Source organism: uncultured Bacteroides sp. (genome assembly GCF_958445495.1).
Lineage (GTDB): Bacteria > Bacteroidota > Bacteroidia > Bacteroidales > Bacteroidaceae > Bacteroides.
The window spans coordinates 115,239-134,351 of the sequence record NZ_CAUCSQ010000003.1 but is presented as its reverse complement, the minus strand read 5'-3'; the positions used below and the strand labels follow the sequence as shown (position 1 = coordinate 134,351).

General features: G+C 41.5%; 11 protein-coding genes. 8 read left to right on the top strand and 3 right to left on the bottom strand.

Annotation, left to right across the window (positions count from 1 at the left end):
• Positions 1 to 131 precede the first annotated feature (131 nt).
• Positions 132 to 920, top strand: a complete 789-nt coding sequence (locus Q5076_RS02405; RefSeq protein ID WP_303010635.1) for an META domain-containing protein — start codon at positions 132 to 134, stop codon at positions 918 to 920.
• A 359-nt stretch (positions 921 to 1,279) separates the two neighbouring features.
• Positions 1,280 to 3,193 (top strand): molecular chaperone DnaK, encoded by a 1,914-nt coding sequence (gene dnaK / locus Q5076_RS02400; RefSeq protein ID WP_303010634.1) that lies wholly within the window; start codon positions 1,280 to 1,282, stop codon positions 3,191 to 3,193.
• Between the two features lie 631 nt (positions 3,194 to 3,824).
• Here the strand turns inward: dnaK and Q5076_RS02395 are convergent.
• The gene (locus Q5076_RS02395) at positions 3,825 to 8,702 is read right to left on the bottom strand and encodes a RecQ family ATP-dependent DNA helicase (protein ID WP_303010633.1); all 4,878 of its coding nucleotides are present in this window, start codon (positions 8,700 to 8,702) and stop codon (positions 3,825 to 3,827) included.
• Between the two features lie 501 nt (positions 8,703 to 9,203).
• Between Q5076_RS02395 and Q5076_RS02390 the strand changes: the two genes are divergently transcribed.
• The 6 genes from Q5076_RS02390 to Q5076_RS02365 all read left to right on the top strand — a co-directional run bounded on the left by Q5076_RS02390 (position 9,204) and on the right by Q5076_RS02365 (position 15,747).
• Positions 9,204 to 9,380 (top strand): DUF4250 domain-containing protein, encoded by a 177-nt coding sequence (locus tag Q5076_RS02390; protein WP_303010632.1) that lies wholly within the window; start codon positions 9,204 to 9,206, stop codon positions 9,378 to 9,380.
• A gap of 429 nt (positions 9,381 to 9,809) precedes the next feature.
• Complete coding sequence (locus Q5076_RS02385) at positions 9,810 to 10,349, top strand: RNA polymerase sigma factor (protein ID WP_303010631.1); 540 nt, start codon at positions 9,810 to 9,812, stop codon at positions 10,347 to 10,349.
• Positions 10,350 to 10,353: 4 nt separating this feature from the next.
• Positions 10,354 to 10,710, top strand: a complete 357-nt coding sequence (locus Q5076_RS02380; protein WP_303010630.1) for a hypothetical protein — start codon at positions 10,354 to 10,356, stop codon at positions 10,708 to 10,710.
• A gap of 35 nt (positions 10,711 to 10,745) precedes the next feature.
• Positions 10,746 to 11,303: a hypothetical protein gene (locus Q5076_RS02375; protein ID WP_303010629.1), complete on the top strand. Its 558-nt coding sequence runs from the start codon at positions 10,746 to 10,748 to the stop codon at positions 11,301 to 11,303.
• Between the two features lie 45 nt (positions 11,304 to 11,348).
• Positions 11,349 to 14,087, top strand: a complete 2,739-nt coding sequence (locus Q5076_RS02370) for a TonB-dependent receptor (RefSeq protein WP_303010628.1) — start codon at positions 11,349 to 11,351, stop codon at positions 14,085 to 14,087.
• Positions 14,088 to 14,175: 88 nt separating this feature from the next.
• The gene (locus tag Q5076_RS02365; RefSeq protein WP_303010627.1) at positions 14,176 to 15,747 is read left to right on the top strand and encodes a ClC family H(+)/Cl(-) exchange transporter; all 1,572 of its coding nucleotides are present in this window, start codon (positions 14,176 to 14,178) and stop codon (positions 15,745 to 15,747) included.
• A 244-nt stretch (positions 15,748 to 15,991) separates the two neighbouring features.
• Here Q5076_RS02365 and Q5076_RS02360 read toward each other — a convergent pair whose 3' ends face one another.
• The gene (locus Q5076_RS02360; protein ID WP_303010626.1) at positions 15,992 to 17,989 is read right to left on the bottom strand and encodes an LruC domain-containing protein; all 1,998 of its coding nucleotides are present in this window, start codon (positions 17,987 to 17,989) and stop codon (positions 15,992 to 15,994) included.
• A gap of 167 nt (positions 17,990 to 18,156) precedes the next feature.
• Complete coding sequence (nfo, locus tag Q5076_RS02355; RefSeq protein ID WP_303010625.1) at positions 18,157 to 18,990, bottom strand: deoxyribonuclease IV; 834 nt, start codon at positions 18,988 to 18,990, stop codon at positions 18,157 to 18,159.
• Between the last annotated feature and the right edge of the window lie 123 nt (positions 18,991 to 19,113).

Here is a 19,113-nt window from a genome sequence, read left to right as displayed (position 1 = left end):
AATGAACTATGTAAATCATTTGTTTGTTGTACATTAAATGGCAGATGTATATATTTTATAATGTATTGGATATTATTTATCAATCTTTTTCCGTATCTTTGCCATCGATTTAACTTAAACGTTATAACAATATGAAGAAAGTTTTTGTTTCAATTTGCGTTGCGGGTGCAGCACTTGCAATGTCTTCATGCCGTTCGGTGGAAAAGGCAATTCCTTTGTCATCTATCGACGGGGAGTGGAATATTATAGAAGTCAATGGCTCGAAAGTTACTCCGGGCGAAAGCAAGACTCTTCCGTTTATTTCTTTTGATACGACTTCCGGCCGTTTGTCCGGCAATAGCGGATGTAACCGTATGATGGGTAACTTCGATGTGAATGCAAAACCGGGAAGCCTTAGCCTTGAAGGGGTTGCCAGCACTAGAATGATGTGTCCGGATATGACTACCGAGAGGAATGTATTGGGAGCTCTGGCACAGGTGAAAGGATACAGGAAGGCGGGTAAGGAGAGAGTTTATCTCTGTAATGCGGCTAATCGTCCGGTTATGGTTCTTGAAAAGAAGGAGGCTGACGTGAAGCTTTCGGTTTTGAATGGAGAGTGGAAAATTAAAGAGGTGAACGGTGAAGCGGTTCCGTCGGGCATGGAAAAGCAACCTTTCATCGCATTTGACGTAAAGAAGAAATCTATTCACGGCAATGCCGGATGTAACTTGATTAACGGAGGATTTGAAACGAAGACCACGAATGCGAGGTCTATCTCTTTTCCGGGAGTGGCAAGTACGATGATGGCTTGTCCCGATATGGAGACGGAGGGCAAGATTATGAAGGCGTTGAATGAAGTGAAATCGTTCGACGTGTTGTCCGGCGGGGGAATCGGTCTGTATGATGCAAACGGCGGATTGGTTCTTGTGTTGGAGAAGTAAAAGGCCGGGTATAGAAGATATAGTCGGTTATATAATATATAAGGTATGCGGAGGTCCGGAAAGTAAGTAAAGGCTTTTCGGGCTTCTGCATATTTTTTATATCTTTTCTTGAACCAGAGTGATTTCTATTTGTTTAAAGGGGCAGTGGATGATTGGGTCCGGTTGTGATAATGTCAGCACTATTTATTTCTTTGACTGTCGTTTTGGCAGATGTCGTGTCATAATTCGTATAATTCTTTTTTGGCACACGGTTTGCTTTTTAATAAGCGTCCGTTTAAGACGAAGCCCTGCTGAGGGAGCGAAGAAATAACCGGACAAAAAGAAATCATTGAATAATAATAAATAAAAAAATAACAATCATGGGAAAAATTATTGGAATTGACTTAGGAACGACGAATTCTTGTGTTTCCGTATTCGAAGGTAACGAACCTGTAGTAATTGCAAACAGTGAAGGTAAGCGTACGACTCCTTCCGTAGTCGCTTTTGTGGATGGTGGCGAACGTAAGGTGGGCGACCCGGCAAAACGTCAGGCTATTACCAACCCGAAACGTACGATTTTCTCTATTAAGCGTTTTATGGGGGAGACGTGGGACCAGGTACAGAAGGAAGTGGAACGTGTTCCGTATAAGGTAGTGAAGGGTGACAACAATACGCCGCGTGTGGATATTGACGGACGTCTGTACACTCCGCAGGAGATTTCTGCAATGATTCTTCAGAAGATGAAGAAGACGGCGGAGGATTATCTGGGTCAGGAAGTGACGGAAGCGGTTATTACTGTTCCTGCATATTTCTCCGATTCTCAACGTCAGGCAACGAAGGAGGCCGGGCAGATTGCGGGTCTGGAAGTAAAGCGTATTGTTAACGAGCCGACAGCGGCTGCTCTTGCTTATGGTCTGGATAAGGCTCATAAGGACATGAAGATTGCCGTGTTCGACTTGGGTGGCGGTACGTTTGATATCTCTATCCTTGAATTTGGCGGTGGCGTGTTCGAGGTGCTTTCTACAAACGGTGATACTCACTTGGGTGGTGATGATTTCGACCAGGTAATCATTAACTGGCTGGTACAGGAGTTCAAGAATGATGAGGGTGCTGATCTTACGCAAGACCCGATGGCTTTGCAACGTTTGAAGGAGGCTGCTGAAAAAGCGAAGATTGAGCTTTCTTCTTCTACGAGCACGGAAATCAACCTGCCGTATATCATGCCGGTAAACGGTGTGCCTAAGCATTTGGTTAAGACATTGACTCGTGCTAAATTCGAATCTTTGGCACATAGTCTGATTCAGGCTTGTCTTGAGCCTTGCAAGAAGGCGATGAGTGATGCGGGTTTGAGTAATGCTGATATTGATGAGGTAATCCTTGTGGGTGGTTCTTCCCGTATTCCGGCCGTACAGAAGTTGGTAGAAGATTTCTTCGGAAAGACTCCTTCCAAGGGTGTGAATCCGGATGAGGTGGTAGCTGTGGGTGCTGCCGTGCAGGGTGCTGTTTTGACGGACGAAATCAAAGGGGTGGTATTGTTGGATGTTACTCCGTTGTCAATGGGTATTGAAACGCTGGGTGGCGTGATGACTAAGCTGATTGACGCTAACACGACTATTCCTGCCCGTAAGAGTGAGACATTCTCTACGGCTGCCGATAACCAGACGGAGGTGACGATTCACGTATTGCAGGGTGAGCGTCCGATGGCTGCACAGAATAAATCAATCGGACAGTTTAATTTGACTGGTATCGCTCCTGCTCGTCGCGGTGTTCCTCAAATTGAGGTTACGTTCGATATTGACGCTAACGGTATCTTGAAGGTGTCTGCCAAGGATAAGGCGACGGGTAAGGAACAGGCTATCCGTATCGAGGCTTCCAGCGGTTTGAGTAAGGAAGAAATTGAAAGGATGAAGGCAGAAGCTGAAGCTAACGCGGAAGCGGATAAGAAGGAACGTGAGAAGATTGATAAACTGAACCAAGCTGACAGCGTAATTTTCCAGACTGAAAACCAGTTGAAGGAATTGGGTGATAAGTTGCCTGCAGACAAGAAGGCTCCGATTGAAGCTGCCTTGCAGAAACTGAAAGATGCTCATAAAGCACAGGATTTGGCTGCCGTTGACGCTGCTATGGCCGAAGTGAATACTGCTTTCCAGGCTGCAAGTGCTGAAATGTATGCGCAACAGGGCGCTCAAGGCGGTGCGCAGGCTGGTCCTGATATGAATGCGGGTGCAGGTCAGCAGGATAATACTAAACATGGTGATAATGTTCAGGATGCTGACTTTGAGGAAGTGAAATGATTCCGATAAGGATACAGATAATAAATAATAAGCAAAAGCGTGCAGCTCAATGAGTTGCACGCTTTTTGCGTTTATGGGGTTCATGGTTGCTATGTGTTTTCTATGGGCTTTTTTATCTCTTATTTGCATTATGTCTTATTTGGTAATAAGGTACAACTTAAATTAATATAAACCATTTATTTATAACGGGAAGAATATGCTAAGAGGTAATTACACCATTCAAAAAAATGTAAGGAGTGCGGTAAAATCTTCATTCCTCCTATCTTAGTGTCGAAGTATTATTGTCCGGCTTGTTCCCAGGAAAGCATACAAGAAAGGACAAATCGCAAAAGAAAAAGGAGCGTAACGTAAGGCTTTGGCTAAACGCATGCCTGCAAGTAAAGGCTACTTGACAATTCCAGAAGCAGTATTGCTTTACGGGATTAGTAGGGATGTTCTTTATAGAATAATTTGTAAGAGGTTGATTTTTTCACACAATCTTGGGCAACGGCAAATTCGGCTTGGTCGTCAATGCATGGATGAACACTTTAAAATAGAACTTACTGTCAGAAAGGGGTAATGAATGTGTTCCATAGAAGAAAAAAAGGAAATACTATCTTTTGAACCAAAGGACTGCTATGCCTTTGGAGAATTACAAAGAAAGGACTAAATCTGCTAACAGGACGGCTGTTTCCGGTTCATCTTTTGGGGCATCTTTAGGTTTCCATGCTACAATGAACCTTACAGACGCAGATTTCACTTTATAACCTTTTTCTTCCCACTCTGATAATGTGGCTTGCATGTTCAACGATAACTTTGCTACCGGTTTATTTGTTAGTGAGCTATACAAAACAAAGTCATTGTAGTTCAAGGAATCTCCGCCTCTTAATGCCAGAATTTCTTGCTTGCGTTCTTTGAAGAATCCTAGGTAAACGTCTTTATGAGAGAGTTGTAAAACAACTTCTTCGGGCATCTCATACGGATTCGGGTCGATAAAATACCGGTTTGCACTTAAATGATTGAAATAATCGCCGTTCGTATGGACAAACAAACGATTTTTTGCACGGGTTATTCCTACATAGTACCGACGCATCAGATGAATATCTTTCGGATAATTGCCAGAGATGAGCATGTACACGTCATCAAATTCCCTGCCTTTAGCTTTATGAATGGTCGATACCACAACATCCGCACCTGAGATATCGCAAAAGTCTTCCACTGACGATTCGAATACAAATTCTTTGAAGTCACTGAGGTATTTTGCTTTATTGGTTTGTTCGAACTGCTCTACACAACGTTTTACATACGTCAAACTCTGACTTCTGTTATAAGTGGAAAGAGTTGCCTGTTTGGCTTCTTTCCATAATTCTTCCGGAATCAGAGGTGTCTCCACTCGTTTGTGTATATACCTCAAGAAATATCTCATTTCTGCCATGTTCCAAAAGCGTAAACCGTCCATTGACTGTATCAATTTGCTGTTTATGTCATGTTTTCGTAAGAGGCCCATCAAGATAACAGCTTCTTCATTGGTCTGAGTAAGTACACATGAAGAGCCTTTTTCTCTATGGAGAAGTAATTTTTCAACGAGTGGCTGATACATGTATTTTGATTGGTGTCGTGTCACTTCAACCCAACCATCCTCTTTTCTCATGGAGATAATGGGGCTATTTTTCATTCTTTTGCTGATACCTTTTGCAAATTCGTTAGCGAAATTCACGATATAGTGCGTACTGCGATAATTTTCGGTCATTTCGATAAACTTGCTTCCGTTTTCTTGTGTCAGTTGGTACATATATCCGGAATCGGACCCACGAAATTCATAAATGTTTTGGTCATCGTCCCCCACTGCTATCACACGCATTTCTTCATTGTTGGTCATAAGAGCTTTTACAAGCGCATGCTCTTCAATACCCATATCCTGCGCTTCATCTATAACCAGCACTGTCTTGCCTATTTTGTTTGGCTCTACTTCTCCTTGACTAATCATTTCGGCTGCCTTTTCAACTACGTTTTTCGCTTCTTCAAGATTTCCTATCCGTCCCAAAAGGTCAAAACAATAGGAGTGGAATGTCTTTATTTCCACAAAATGGGCCGCGTTACCGATGAGTTCCATAAGTCTCTGTTTGAATTCCGTAGCAGCGGCTCTTGAAAACGTCAACATCAGAAGTTGTTCGTGTTTTACATCTTCAAGTAATAGGAGTGATGCGAGTTTGTGGACTAATACTCTCGTTTTTCCACTACCGGGCCCCGCTGCAACAACGATACAACGTGAATCTTTGTCGGAAACGATTTCCATTTGGCGTTTGGATAACTGTCCGAACAATTGTTCGTATTTTTGAGGTGTCAAGTTACGTTGTATCTCGCTTATTCTTTCGCCCTTGAAGTATTTTGCGATAAACTTCCTGTAGTCCATCTGAAAATAGTCTTGGACATATTGTAATGCTGCATTATAATCCTTTACCATCAAATTGGCATATTCGCCCACAATATGGACTTGCTGGATTTTCTGTTTGTAGAATTCATTAAGCATCCGGTAGTCATCCTGTTTATATCTCGACTTATTGTCCTTTATTCTTTGAATGTTCATGGCATTATAAAGGACTAAGAAGCCGCCTTCAAGTTTTAGCGCACCGATTTTCGACAAATACAGAAGCGCTTCTTCCACATCTTCCAACTGTAGGTCATCGAGCCTGTCAAAGAGGGATTGATAACTTGATTTTATTTGATTCAGAAGTTCTACTACAGAAAATTGAATAGCCTTGTTCGGCGAGTTTTCTTTTGCCGTATCTAAAGCTGACTTGTATAGCCATTCCACGGTAAAACGACTGATTTCCATTCGCTTTTCAAAACGTTTGATGGTAGATTCCAAATCTGTCAGGCGGTTGATTTCTATATTGTGAACTGTATCTTCTTTCTTGCGAGTATATCCTTTGACGGAGAGAAAATAGAGTAGTGTCCGTATGTCTTTTTCTTTGGATGTGTTGATTCCATCGTTTATGGCATTGTCATTTAGTTGTTTATAGGATGTTCGTAGAGGCTCGTCAGGAATGCTGGTGAGAATGTACTGTTCGAGTTTTGCAAAACGTTCGAGGAGTGTTTTAGATTTTCGTTCCGAGTCGCCGGTATCCAGCAAATAGGCAGATATATCCTTACTGTCTGCCAATATGTCTTCCTGCCGCATTCGTTCTACGGCAGATATAACTTCTCTTTTGCTTATCCCTAATATATCCGCTAAATAATCGATTCTTGACTCTGCTTCTGCATCTTGCGCTTTGGCGATATATTTTTGGGAAATCAGCGATTTGATGATTCTGACAGCTTTCTCTATTTCATCACTACTAAATAATACTGATGCTGATATGCGCATTCTTGCTTCATCCATGTTTTTTACCGTGATGCCAGTGGCATAGACATGAGGGACGTTGTTCCCTCTTATCAGATATCCGCTTTGTTCTAAAGCTGCCAAAGCTGTCCGTACACGGGTTTCGATATCGGATACCGAATCGTCCCATCCTGCTAGCCGTGCAATTTCCAGTGCAGAGCAGTTCACTGTCATACGTTGTTTGGTAAGACCTTTTATGGCTTTCCAAATTTGTTGTATCTCACTGATACTTAATTTTGTTTGATTCAGTAGTATAAAATGCTTGTCTAAATCGTTGTCGCTATAGAGCACATAACAACGTGCGTTAAGATTCGGATCACGGCCGGCTCTGCCTGCTTCCTGCACATAATTTTCCAATGAATCGGAGATATCATAGTGCACTACGAGTCCTACATCTTTCTTGTCGACTCCCATGCCAAAAGCCGATGTTGCCACGATGATACGTACTTGGTCGTTCATAAATGCCTCTTGGTTGGTAATCTTTTCATCAGATTCCATTTTTCCATTGAAAGGTAATGCCTTGTAGCCGTCACGAGTCAATTTAACCGCCAGCTCTTTTGTACGTTTAGTACGTGATACGTAAACAATTGTCGGACAGTCTGATTCTGCCACGAGTCTCCTCAGTTTTGAATATTTGTCGTCGTCAGTTTCGGCATGTATAACGGAATAACGCAGATTTGTTCTTGAAGCCGTTGACGCAAATAACTCCAACTCTAAATTTAATGTTTGTTTGAAATAGTCGCAGATATCTTGCACCACTTTCTGTTTAGCCGTAGCGGTGAAACAAGATACGGGTATTGGATTCTTACATTTTTTCTTTTGCTGGTATTCCCGAATAAATTTGCCTATATAAAGGTAATCGACCCTAAAATCTTGTCCCCATGAAGAAAAGCAATGTGCTTCGTCTATTACAAATCTCACGACATGGCGTGCCATCAAAATTTTCTCGATGGTTTTGGAACGAAGCATTTCGGGAGCTATATACAAGAGTGAAGCATCTCCGTCTTGTACTCTTTGTATGGAAAGTGCCCTTGTTATCGGGTCTAATAGACCGTTAATGGTTACAGCATCGGTAATGCCTTTGTCTGCAAGGTTGTCTACTTGGTCTTTCATCAGCGATTGCAACGGTGAGATGACTACCGTCAGTCCATGTACTGAATGACCAGCCATAAGTGCAGGTAGTTGGAAAGTTAGTGATTTTCCACCACCGGTAGGAAATATTGCCAGTAATGATTTGCCGTTCACTGCCGCTTGGACTGCTTGTTCTTGGAGTGGTTCTCCTTCGTATGTGCGGAATTGCTCATATCCGAAAAATGCTTTTAATTTGTGGAGTACATTCAATTGGGTGTTACAGTAAATACAACTTTTGTTGCAACTATTATGACGTAGGAGTTTCACAATAAATTCCACATTGGGAAAATTATGAAGTACCCATCCGGGAGTAATGGATCGGTAGTCTGTAGTATCGATTAGAGCCAATGCGTATGCTAACTCACAGGGATATTGTTTGATTAGCATATCAAGATCAGCGTGTTGACAGATTTTGCCTACATAAAGATGTCTTATCAGTTCGGAAATCCTGTCATCAGTATGTTCGGCACCTACCATATGGAGAAATCCTTTAAACTCTTTCTTATCCTTCAGTAGAGATGCAAACAACAAACGTTTTTCATTTGGCAACCGATTCCAGCGTGCGATTTCGTCCAGTAGCAAATCTTTTGCTTTTTTGCAATCATTCACGGGATTATTCATCTGCTCGCTTATCAGTTTGTCATCTTTCACAAGCCTATGGTAAGGGCGTTCCGGAAATAATAGGGGTGAGAGATAAAGTGTGTCGACCAAAATCCAGCGATATGTTTTGTCCGCAAACAGATATTTGGCATCATGATGGATGATATTATGTCCGCAAATATAGTCCGTATCACTAAGAAATTCAAAGAGTTCCTCTTTCGAAGCTTTATGATAGATTGAACCGTCATAACGGAGCGCCCCGATGTCATGGATTTTATAATCTTGCAAACTGACTTCAACATCTACTATAGCATAGTGTGAAGCATCGTATGGTATAGTAGATGCGGTTTTATTGCTGATGACATTATGTGTGTCCTCAGAATTTCTGAATCCTATGAGTTTGCTCCATATCGACATACATTCAATTGCAATAAGCTTGTTTATAATTTGGATTTATTTATCTGCATAATTTCTTTATTGTTATTTGAGTATGACACTCCAATATTATTTACAAAGGTAAGGATAAAACTGAAGAATTTGTTAAAATTATCGTTCATCTTATGATTTTTATGCATTTGCATCGTTTTGTTTATGGATAAAATTCGAACTTTTGTAACCAAGGGCTTTGTTGCTTATGGATACTTGTTTTCGGGTTCGCATTATAACCGTGTTTTGCAACATGGGTACGCTAATCATTGATAGAGGTTATTGTATTGATTTTTTTAGATGTTAAATAATTTAGTCAGGTAAACCGGTTTAATTTGAAAATGGATTCATTTCATTTCTGATGAAAGGGGGAAGGAATATGAAAGCCGCAATTTTAAAATGGTAAATGTTGTCCGGAATTTATGATTATTTGTTTGGCTGTCTGGTAGGATTGATGTAAATTTGCATCCGGTTTAAAAGATTGTATGTTATATGGAATTGCCCAAAGACCCGATGATGCTGTTCAGTGTCATTAATATGAAGTTGCGTGATTGTTATTCTTCTCTTGACGAGCTTTGTGAGGATATGCATGTGAATAAAAGCGAACTGATAAACCGGTTAAAAGCCGCAGGTTTTGAATATAGCGAGGAGCATAATAAGTTTTGGTGATAGCGGACTATCTAGTTCCTTTCATATATTTTCCCGTTTCATATACTTTTCTGTTTCGGACAAGTGATTGCCCGTATTGTCATCTTTAAAATCGATTTCGTTTTTCCCGACCGGTTGTTTTGCCGGTAGATTCCGGTTCTGTTTGAAACCGGACTTTATGAGTGAATGTTGCTGTCGTATCGTAAAGCCGGATTCTTAGAATTACCGAATTTATTTCTAACCGTTCTTTTATCTGTTCTGACAAAGTTATTTCTCTATTCTTATATATCGTTATGTCCTGGTTTAAAGGAGAATAATGAAAAGACAATGGTAAAAAAGAAGATGTTGTCCATTGTTGGGTGTCTATGTTAATAAAGATGAAATACGGAATCTTGTATTTAACTTCCATGTTTTTCTTCGTTCTAATCAATAAAGCTTAGAAAAAGATTGATGATAAATGAGACAAAAATCCGGGAAGCTTGCGCCTTGAATCGTGAACGGGGATTCAAGATGTTGATGGACGCTTTTCAGGAACCGATATATAATTATATCCGTAGATTGGTTGTATCTCACGAAGATGCGGAAGATGTTGTTCAGGAAGTTTTTATCCGGGTATTCCGGTGTCTGGAGCAGTTTCGCGAGGAGAGTACGCTGTCGACATGGATTTACCGGATTGCGACGAATGAAAGTTTGCGCTTATTGAATAGCCGTAAGGAAGAAGGGATGGTTTCTGCCGAGGATGTCCGGGACGAGCTGATGAATAAACTGAAAGCGTCTGATTACATCGATTATGAAAATGAATTGGCTGTAAAGTTTCAGGAGGCTATTCTAAGTTTGCCGGAGAAGCAACGGCTTATATTCAACTTACGTTATTATGATGAGCTTGAATATGCCGAGATTGCTCAGATTCTGGATAGCAAAGTGGATACGCTTAAAGTGAATTATCATTATGCGAAGGAAAAGATAAAGGAATATATATTAAAGAGATAGAGTAATGAAAAAGGATTTTGATTTTGACGATATCGGTAAACAGACTCCTTACCGTGTTCCTGACGGATTTTTTGAGGATATGCAACGGAAGGTGATGGTGCGGAGCGGAGCGGGACGGCAACGGAAATCCCGTATAAGGCTGATTGTCTCTTCGGCAATTGCTGTGGCGGCGGTATTGGCAGGGGTTTTGTTTATTCCGTCATTATACCGGATGGACGGGACTAAATCGGCTTCTTCGGATGCGCTGGCTGTTGAAAGGAGTAATAATACGGATCCGGTAGATAAGTGGATTAAAGAATTGTCGGACGAGGAGTTGGAAGAGCTCGTCAACTTCTCCGAAAATGATATATTTTTAAATTAAAAGTAACCTAATTAATTTTTTAAAGTGTAGAAATTATGAAGATGAGATTTGTTTATGTGATTTTAGCTGCTCTCCTGATGGGAAGCCAGATGTCTCTTTCGGCCCAGAATAAAGAGAGAAAAGAGAAAAGACAACGCCCTACGCCGGAACAAATGGTACGGATACAGACCGACCAGATGGTTAGAACACTGATGCTGGACGATGCGACGGCCGCTAAGTTTACTCCGGTTTATGAGAAATACCTGAAAGAACTGCGTGAATGCCGCATGATGAACCATAAGCCGAAAACGGAAAAAGCCCAAGGCACAAAAACGGTGGCGAAAGAGGAGGCTCCGAAATCTGTTATGACTGATGATGAAATTGCGGCAATGTTGAAGAATCAGTTTACGCAAAGCCGGAAAATGCTTGATATTCGTGAGAAGTATTATAATGAATTTAGTAAGATACTGTCTCAAAAGCAGATTATGAAAATCTACCAACAGGAAAAGAGTAACATGAATAAGTTCAGAAGGGAATTTGACCGTAGGAAAGGACAGAAGCCGGGACCGGGACATCATCCGGGACAGAGACCCCGTGCTCCGCATCAGGGATAACAGTTGTTAAAAAGTAGTTTGTTTATTTAATCGACACGATGTGGCATGGACGGACATTTATATTCTTTTCAGTATCGTCTGATTGGTTGTTGTATCTGGGTACTGGTTAGTGTCGCAGTCTGTGCACAGTCCGGTAAAGTGTGCTTTACCGGACGTGTTTTTGATACGGAAACCGGGCAGCCGGTATCATTTGCTACCGTCCGCCTTTTGGATTTGCCGGACAGTGTTTTATTGGCAGGAGGGGCTACGGATATAAAAGGGAAGTATCAGTTGTATGTTCCTGTTTCTGGGAAAAGTTCTTTCTTGTTACAGGTTTCTTATATCGGATATACGCCTATTTACCGTACTGTACCGGCTTCAGGAGATAATGGAGCATCTTCTTTGGCTGATGTCTTTCTGATACCTGAAAGTGTTTCATTGGATGAAACGGTTGTTGTGGGACAGGCGCCGATGGCAGTTACGGAAGGAGATACTACCGTATTTAATGCTTCTGCTTACCGTACTCCTGAGGGGGCGATGCTGGAGGATTTGGTGAAACAGCTTCCCGGAGGGGAGATTGATACGGAAGGTAAATTGTTGATTCATGGGAAAGAGGTGAAGAAAATCCTGGTGGATGGAAAAGAATTTTTTTCCGATGACCCGAAAGCGGCCCTTAAAAACCTGCCGGTGGAAATGGTGGAGAAGTTAAAGGCGTATGAACGTAAGTCGGATTTGGCGCGCCTTACCGGTATTGATGACGGTGAAGAAGAGATGATTCTCGATTTATCGGTGAAAAAGAGCATGAAGCGGGGATGGTTGGAGAATTTTATGGGCGGGTATGGGAGTAAAGACCGTTATGAACTGGCAAATACGCTGAACCGTTTCCGGGATAATTCCCAATTGACGGTTATCGGGAATCTGAATAATACGAATAATCAGGGATTTTCCGAGGTGCAGAAGGAATCCGCTGCTTCCAGCGGGAATCTCCGTACCCAGAAAGGGTTGACGACTTCCCGTTCTTTGGGAATCAATGTCACTTATGACTGGCAGCGTGTCAAATTTCGTTCGAATATCCAATATGTAGGGACTGACCGTTTGGAGGACAGCCGTACGACAGTAGATAACTTTCTTCGCCAGGACCAGTCAATAACCCGGAGTACCGGACGTAACCGTTTGGAAAATGATAACCTGATAGCGAATGCGTTTCTGGAATGGAAGATGGATTCCGTCACGACATTGATTTTCCGTCCTCAATATCGTACGTCTGTTAATGACAGAAGTAACGAAGGGTTTCAGCAAGGGTGGAGGAATGAAGTTTTACTGAATGAGAAAGAATCTTCGGGAACCAATCACAGTTCTTCGTATAACATGACTATGATGTTGCAACTTAGCCGGAAGTTGAGCCGTACGGGAAGGAATGTCGCCTTGAAAGTCGATTATGGAACCAATGCCTCTTCGACGGCCAGAAAAAATCTTTCTGCTACTCACTATTTTAAGAATGATACGGAGAAACTTCAAAACCAACGGATAGAAAATAGCGTGGACGGTTATAATTACCGTGTGCAGTTGGTATATGTGGAACCGTTGCCCTGGCTTCATTTTCTTCAGTTTCGTTATAGTTACCAGTACCGGGTAAATAATTCGGACCGGTTTGTTTATGACTGGGACAAGGAGTTGGAGGAGTTTGCTCCGGATTATGATGAAGATGCGAGTAACCGGTTTGAAAATCAATATAGTAACCATTTGTTTAATCTTTCTATCCGTACCTCGCGGAAAAAGTATAATTACAACATCGGGGCTGATATCGAACCGCAAAAGTCGGTAAGTCATTCCATCTTGAAAGAGGAACCGGAAAATCAGTTGGAGAGAGCTGTCCTTAATTTTTCACCTACAGTCAATTTCCGTTATAAATTCTCCAGGCGTACCCGTCTGCAACTTGTGTACCGGGGAAAAAGCCGGCAGCCTAATATCCGTGAGCTTCAACCGGTGACAGACCGTACCAATCCTTTGAATATCCGGGTGGGCAATCCTTCTTTGAAACCTTCTTATACTAATACTTTTACATTGAATTTCAATTCGTATAACACGAAACATCAACGGAATATGGTTGCTACCGCTTTGGTGGAAAATACCGTCAACAGTGTCACCAATCAGGTGACTTATGACAGCGAGACAGGGGTACGGACTACTACCCCGCTCAATCTGAACGGAAATTGGCGGGCTATGGGTTCTTTTTCCCTCAATACTCCTTTCAGGAACCGAAGCTGGATATTCCGTACTTATTCTTATTTTCAATTCAGAAATCAGAACGGATATACCACACTTAACAAAGAGGCTCCTGTGAAAAGTACGGTGAAGCATCTTACCGCACGTCAGCGTTTACAACTGACTTATCGGACCAAACAGATGGAAATCAGTGCGCGTGCGGAGTTGCTTTATAATAATTCTCATAATAATGTGAGGGAGACGCGCACGGAAACTTACGATTCGCGGATAGGGGCGGAAATACAATATTACTTTCCGTGGGGTATAGAGTTGTTCAGTGAGTTTACTTATTTTCAGCGTTCGGGTTACGGTTATAGCGGATATGCCCGCGAGAACCTGATGTGGAATTGCCAGTTGTCGAAGGCTTTTCTGAAACGGAAACAATTGTTACTTCGTTTTAAGATATATGATATACTCCGCCAGGATGTGTCAATGGTGCGGACAATTACCGCCACGGCTATTCGTGATACGGATTATAATGCATTAGGCTCTTATTTTATGATGCATGTCATTTTTCGTCTGAATCTTATGGGACGATAATTAAGGATTAAATCTTCATTTATCCGAAACCACAATGAGGTTTTGATTGTTGTATGTCGTACTTAAAAAACAATGAAAACCTTGCCGAATGTTTGATTTTGTCAATAATTTGAAGGATAAGGGCCGTTGGCGGATTTTTAAATTGAAGTTAATTGATGCACGGCTTTATTTTGTCAGTATCTTTGTTGGACTGTTGACGGGACTTGTTGCCGTGCCTTATCATTATCTGTTGCAGTTTTTCTTTAATCTTCGCTATGGTTTCTTTAACTCTCACCCGAAATGGTATTGGTATATCCCCTTTTTTTTCTTGATGTGGGGTGTTCTTGTATTTGTTTCCTGGCTGGTGAAGAAGATGCCTCTGATAACAGGGGGAGGAATTCCGCAAACACGTGGGGTTATTAACGGGAGGGTTGCCTACAAACATCCTTTTATCGAATTGATTGCCAAATTCGTGGGCGGGATATTGGCATTGAGCACCGGATTGTCTTTGGGACGTGAAGGGCCTTCCGTGCAGATTGGCTCGTATGTTGGTTGCCTGGTGTCTAAATGGGGGAGGGTGCTTGCCGGCGAACGGAAACAATTGCTGGCGGCCGGTGCCGGAGCCGGATTGGCGGCGGCTTTTGCTGCTCCGTTAGCTTCTTCATTATTGGTTATCGAATCTATCGAGCGGTTTGATGCGCCTAAAACGGCTATAACTACTCTTTTGGCAGGGGTTGTTGCAGGAGGGGTTGCCAGTTGGATTTTTCCTGTGAACCCTTATTTTCATATTGATGCGGTTGTACCGGAGATGACTTTCTGGTCTCAAGTGAAGTTATTTCTTCTGTTGGCGGCTGTGATTTCTGTTTTTGGGAAGTTTTTCTCTGTTACGACTCTTCAGATTAAAGGTATCTATCCGGCTATAAAACATCCGGAGTATGTGAAAATGTTGTATTTGCTTTTTATCGCGTGTCTGATTTCTTTTGCGGAGTTTAATCTGACAGGCGGAGGAGAACAATTTCTGCTTTCGCAGGCTATGCATCCGGATACTCATCTTCTTTGGCTTGTCGGTATGATGTTGCTACACTTTGTCTTTAGTGCTTTTTCTTTTTCTTCGGGATTGCCGGGAGGAAATTTTATCCCGACTTTAGTGACCGGGGGGCTTTTCGGACAGATTGTCGCTTTGATTATGGTTCAACAGGGAATGATTGTCTATGAGAATATCAGTTATATCATGCTTATTTGTATGTCTGCCTTTCTGGTGGCGGTAATCCGCACTCCGCTGACGGCTATTGTATTGATAACCGAGATAACAGGGCATCTGGAGGTTTTTTATCCTTCTATTGTGGTAGGGGGATTGACTTATTATTTTACGGAGATGCTCCAGATAAAACCTTTTAACGTGACTTTGTATGAGGATATGATTCATTCGCCTGCATTTAAAGAGGAAGCCCGTTATACGTTGTCGGTAGAAGTGATGAGCGGTTCTTATCTGGATGGGAAAATTGTGGATGAACTTCGCTTGCCGGAACGTTGTGTTATTATTAATATCCATCGTGACCGGAAAAACCGGGCTCCTGGAGGACAAAAGTTGATGCCGGGCGATCAGGTACAAATTGAGATGGATTCACAGGATATAGAGAAGTTATATGAACCTTTGGTAAGCATGGCGAATATTTATTGAGTAATTTGCCGGATGTATTCGGCATAGCGGTAGAAATAAGGATGTTGAATTTAAAATAATGCTTTTGTGAAATTACGGGTCGCAATTTGGCGGGAATATAAAAAGAATCCTATCATTACTCTTCAAACAGAGATTGATAGGATTCTTTTTATAGTTGATACGGCGGTCGGAATTCAGGTTGGAAAGTGGGTCTTTCTTGAATTTCGACGCGCCTTCTTATTTGGGGTATTCTTGTATATGTTTTTTATTTTTTCTTATACCAATCCGGGTTTTCACCGAATTTAGCCCAATTAATAAATTCCGGATAGAGTTCGTTGATTGGTACTCTCTCGTTTTTATCGAAGTCTTTTAATTCAGCAATATCGTCGATGTTCGCATTTGAGAGATAAAATGCAAACGGATAGATATTTTCTTTGTTTGAAATATAATAGATTCCTTGTTCTGGCACGGAACGGTCGTCTTCTTGTCCGAAGAGTGAATTGTCTACTTTGGAAGTCGGTTTCTGCATCGGACAATGAACTTCCAGTCTGCCGCCGTTGCTGGGACGATAGATAAATGCATCGATTGTTGTCTCTTTGTTTTTTGAGGAGGTCTCTTCCCCATACTGGCGAGTTATTTTATATTCGGCGTTCGGGTTGATTTTTACATTGTCTGTCAATAAAATAACATTGCCTTCGGAAATAATCTTATCATTGCCTGTAGCTTGGCTAAATTCACTTTCTCCTTCTTTCTTGATTAGATATGCTGAACTGTTACCGTTTTCTGCATTGGTAAGCGTGAATCCCAGTCCGTTGGTGAAAACCGTAGATTTGTTGAAGAAGGTTTTGAATGTGAATGATTCGTTTAATATATTGTTGTAGATATTGAATGTTTTTTGATATGTATATTGAACCAATACGTCATTCATATCGTAGTCTCCTGCTTTGGGCCATTCGTCCTCAAAAGCATAAACTCCCCTCTTTTCGATAGTTGTATTCAAATCGGGGTCGACATCAGGCAATTCGTCGGTTATTATGGGATTGGCTTTCAAGGCGAAAAGAACGTCTGTGAAATTCTCGTCGTCTTTGAAATCTTCAAAGCAGATGGCGATATTGCCGTTTTTATCTTTGAACATCGCTGTATGCACATCGATATTGTTGGCTCCTTTGCTGCTTAACCCTTCAGTAGAGCAAGACTTGTAGGTGTCGGTTTGAGTGTGAGAGCCATATCCTGTGAACTTATAATCCCATGCATTACATGCAAGGACAAAACCGATTCTGTAACCTTTCGGGAATTTGGTACTTCCTTTCTGAAGGTAATCTTCTCCAAAGAATTTGAGTTGTACGCTGGTTCCTTCTTCTACTCCGCGGGGAGAGGCTTGGTACGTGCTTTTATTCCATTTTGTTTGCGTATTGGGGAATATGGTAAATATTTTTACATCGTCCAGACTTTTCGGGGTTTTCCCGTCTTCATAGTAATAGTATCCCAATGAATTGTTCCAGCAAGTCCATCCTCCCAATGCTGTCAATACTATCTCCGTATAATTGCTTTTATCGTCTCCGGTAATATATAAATCATTACTTTTTCTGTATTCTTCCGGACATTTGCCCAAAGTGTTCAGTACGGAATATATTGTCCGGCAGAATTCTTCTCTTTCTTTTCTGGTAAATGTCAGTTTGGGGTCTTTTCCTTTATATGCATAATTAATTTTACCGGTAACCGAATGGAAACTTCCCAACCGTGTATCCCATCCTAACCGATTGAAACGGCCGCGTTCATGTGAAATAGCATTGTTGCCTAGTGCAGCTCTGGTTTCAGGTTGTCCGTTATAATCGGATTCGGAGGCTTTTAGCACACCGTCAACTATTTCTGCCTCCATTAATCGGGTGGCATAAAAAGCTTTAGAAACGATATATACTTTAGAAACGTATGACGGTAAGACTATTTGGTTGCTGTACTTGCCTTCATCATCTGTCCAGCCTCCGTCCAACGGTTCTATATCGTTGTTGAATTTGCAAGCACTCGTTTCGTTGCCGGATGCGTCTTTAACAGTTTCTATGGGATTTTCGTCATAAATAAAAAACGGAACTTTGGATTTTGTCTGTGAATAATCAATGTCTACCTGAACGCTCTGTTGGGTAGAGAAATCATTGGTGTTAAATTCTTTCTGCGGTTCTCCTTGGTATAAGTCTTTATCATTATCTACACAACTGCTTATACCCACTGTTATGATCATTGTGCATGCTAACCAAAACTTTTTCATAATTGTTTTTTTTGTTTATGTAATTAAAACCGTTTGCTTTGTGTTAAAAGTAAAGCCCGTAAATTATTGAATTTACGGGCACAAAGATACATAATATATTGAATATACTGATATAAAGTTGGATATTTTTCGCGAATGAGACTATAAAACTTGTATTTTCTGCTCTTTTATTCGACTTCTCTCAACCAAGCTATTTCTTTTGCCCATTTACTTTCATCCGGTGTTTCCAGTATCAATGGCATATTATCGAATCTGGAATCTTTCATTAATCTTTCAAAAAATGCTTTCCCGATTAGTCCTTCACCAATACTGTCATGACGGTCTACATGGCTGCCTAATGCCTTTTTCGAATCATTCAGGTGCATGCCGCGCAGATAGTCGAATCCCACTTCTTTGTCGAATTCGTCAAATACTTTCTCATACTCATTTACTATATCATATCCTGCCGTATATGTGTGGCAGGTATCCAGGCAAACGCCTACGCGGCTTTTGTCATTTATCCGTTCAATGATGTATTTCAGTTGCCGGAATTCGCTTCCTAAATTGCTTCCTTGCCCGGCTGTATTTTCAATGACGGCCGTTACTCCTTGGGTTTTCTCAAGAGCGATATTGATGCTTTCCGCAATGAGCGACAAGCATTCTTCCGTTGATATTTTATTCAAAGAGCTGCCGGGATGGAAATTTAAAAGTTTCAGGCCGAGCTGCTCGCAACGTCGCATTTCGTCCAGAAAAGCGGCACGGCTTTTATTAAGGCCCTCTTCTTCCGGATGTCCTAAATTGATAAGGTAACTGTCGTGGGGAAGAATGTGTTCGGGTTGAAAACCGTACTTCTCGCAATTTTCTTTGAAAAGGCGGATACTTTCTTCTGTCAAAGGTTTACTGACCCATTGGCGTTGGTTTTTTGTGAACAGGGCAAAAGCGTTTGCTCCTATTTTGTGGGCATTGACGGGGGCGAATTCCACACCGCCGGATGCAGATACGTGTGCTCCGATGTATTTCATATTCTGTTTCTTTTTTATTTCCGATTTGCAAATATAACATATTTGTGGGATTTAATGTTTGTTCGGATGGTTTGGAAGTAAAGTTGTTTTTCGTCAAAAACGATTTGTCTTTTTGTATTTTCT

Bases quoted from the DNA above. Each gene is read 5' to 3' on its own strand.
- Q5076_RS02395 (WP_303010633.1), bottom strand. From the start codon at position 8,702: ATGTCGATATGGAGCAAACTCATAGGATTCAGAAATTCTGAGGACACA.
- dnaK (WP_303010634.1), top strand. From the start codon at position 1,280: ATGGGAAAAATTATTGGAATTGACTTAGGAACGACGAATTCTTGTGTT.
- nfo (WP_303010625.1), bottom strand. From the start codon at position 18,990: ATGAAATACATCGGAGCACACGTATCTGCATCCGGCGGTGTGGAATTC.
- Q5076_RS02405 (WP_303010635.1), top strand. From the start codon at position 132: ATGAAGAAAGTTTTTGTTTCAATTTGCGTTGCGGGTGCAGCACTTGCA.
- Q5076_RS02370 (WP_303010628.1), top strand. From the start codon at position 11,349: ATGGACGGACATTTATATTCTTTTCAGTATCGTCTGATTGGTTGTTGT.
- Q5076_RS02380 (WP_303010630.1), top strand. From the start codon at position 10,354: ATGAAAAAGGATTTTGATTTTGACGATATCGGTAAACAGACTCCTTAC.
- Q5076_RS02385 (WP_303010631.1), top strand. From the start codon at position 9,810: ATGATAAATGAGACAAAAATCCGGGAAGCTTGCGCCTTGAATCGTGAA.
- Q5076_RS02390 (WP_303010632.1), top strand. From the start codon at position 9,204: ATGGAATTGCCCAAAGACCCGATGATGCTGTTCAGTGTCATTAATATG.
- Q5076_RS02365 (WP_303010627.1), top strand. From the start codon at position 14,176: ATGTTTGATTTTGTCAATAATTTGAAGGATAAGGGCCGTTGGCGGATT.
- Q5076_RS02360 (WP_303010626.1), bottom strand. From the start codon at position 17,989: ATGAAAAAGTTTTGGTTAGCATGCACAATGATCATAACAGTGGGTATA.
- Q5076_RS02375 (WP_303010629.1), top strand. From the start codon at position 10,746: ATGAAGATGAGATTTGTTTATGTGATTTTAGCTGCTCTCCTGATGGGA.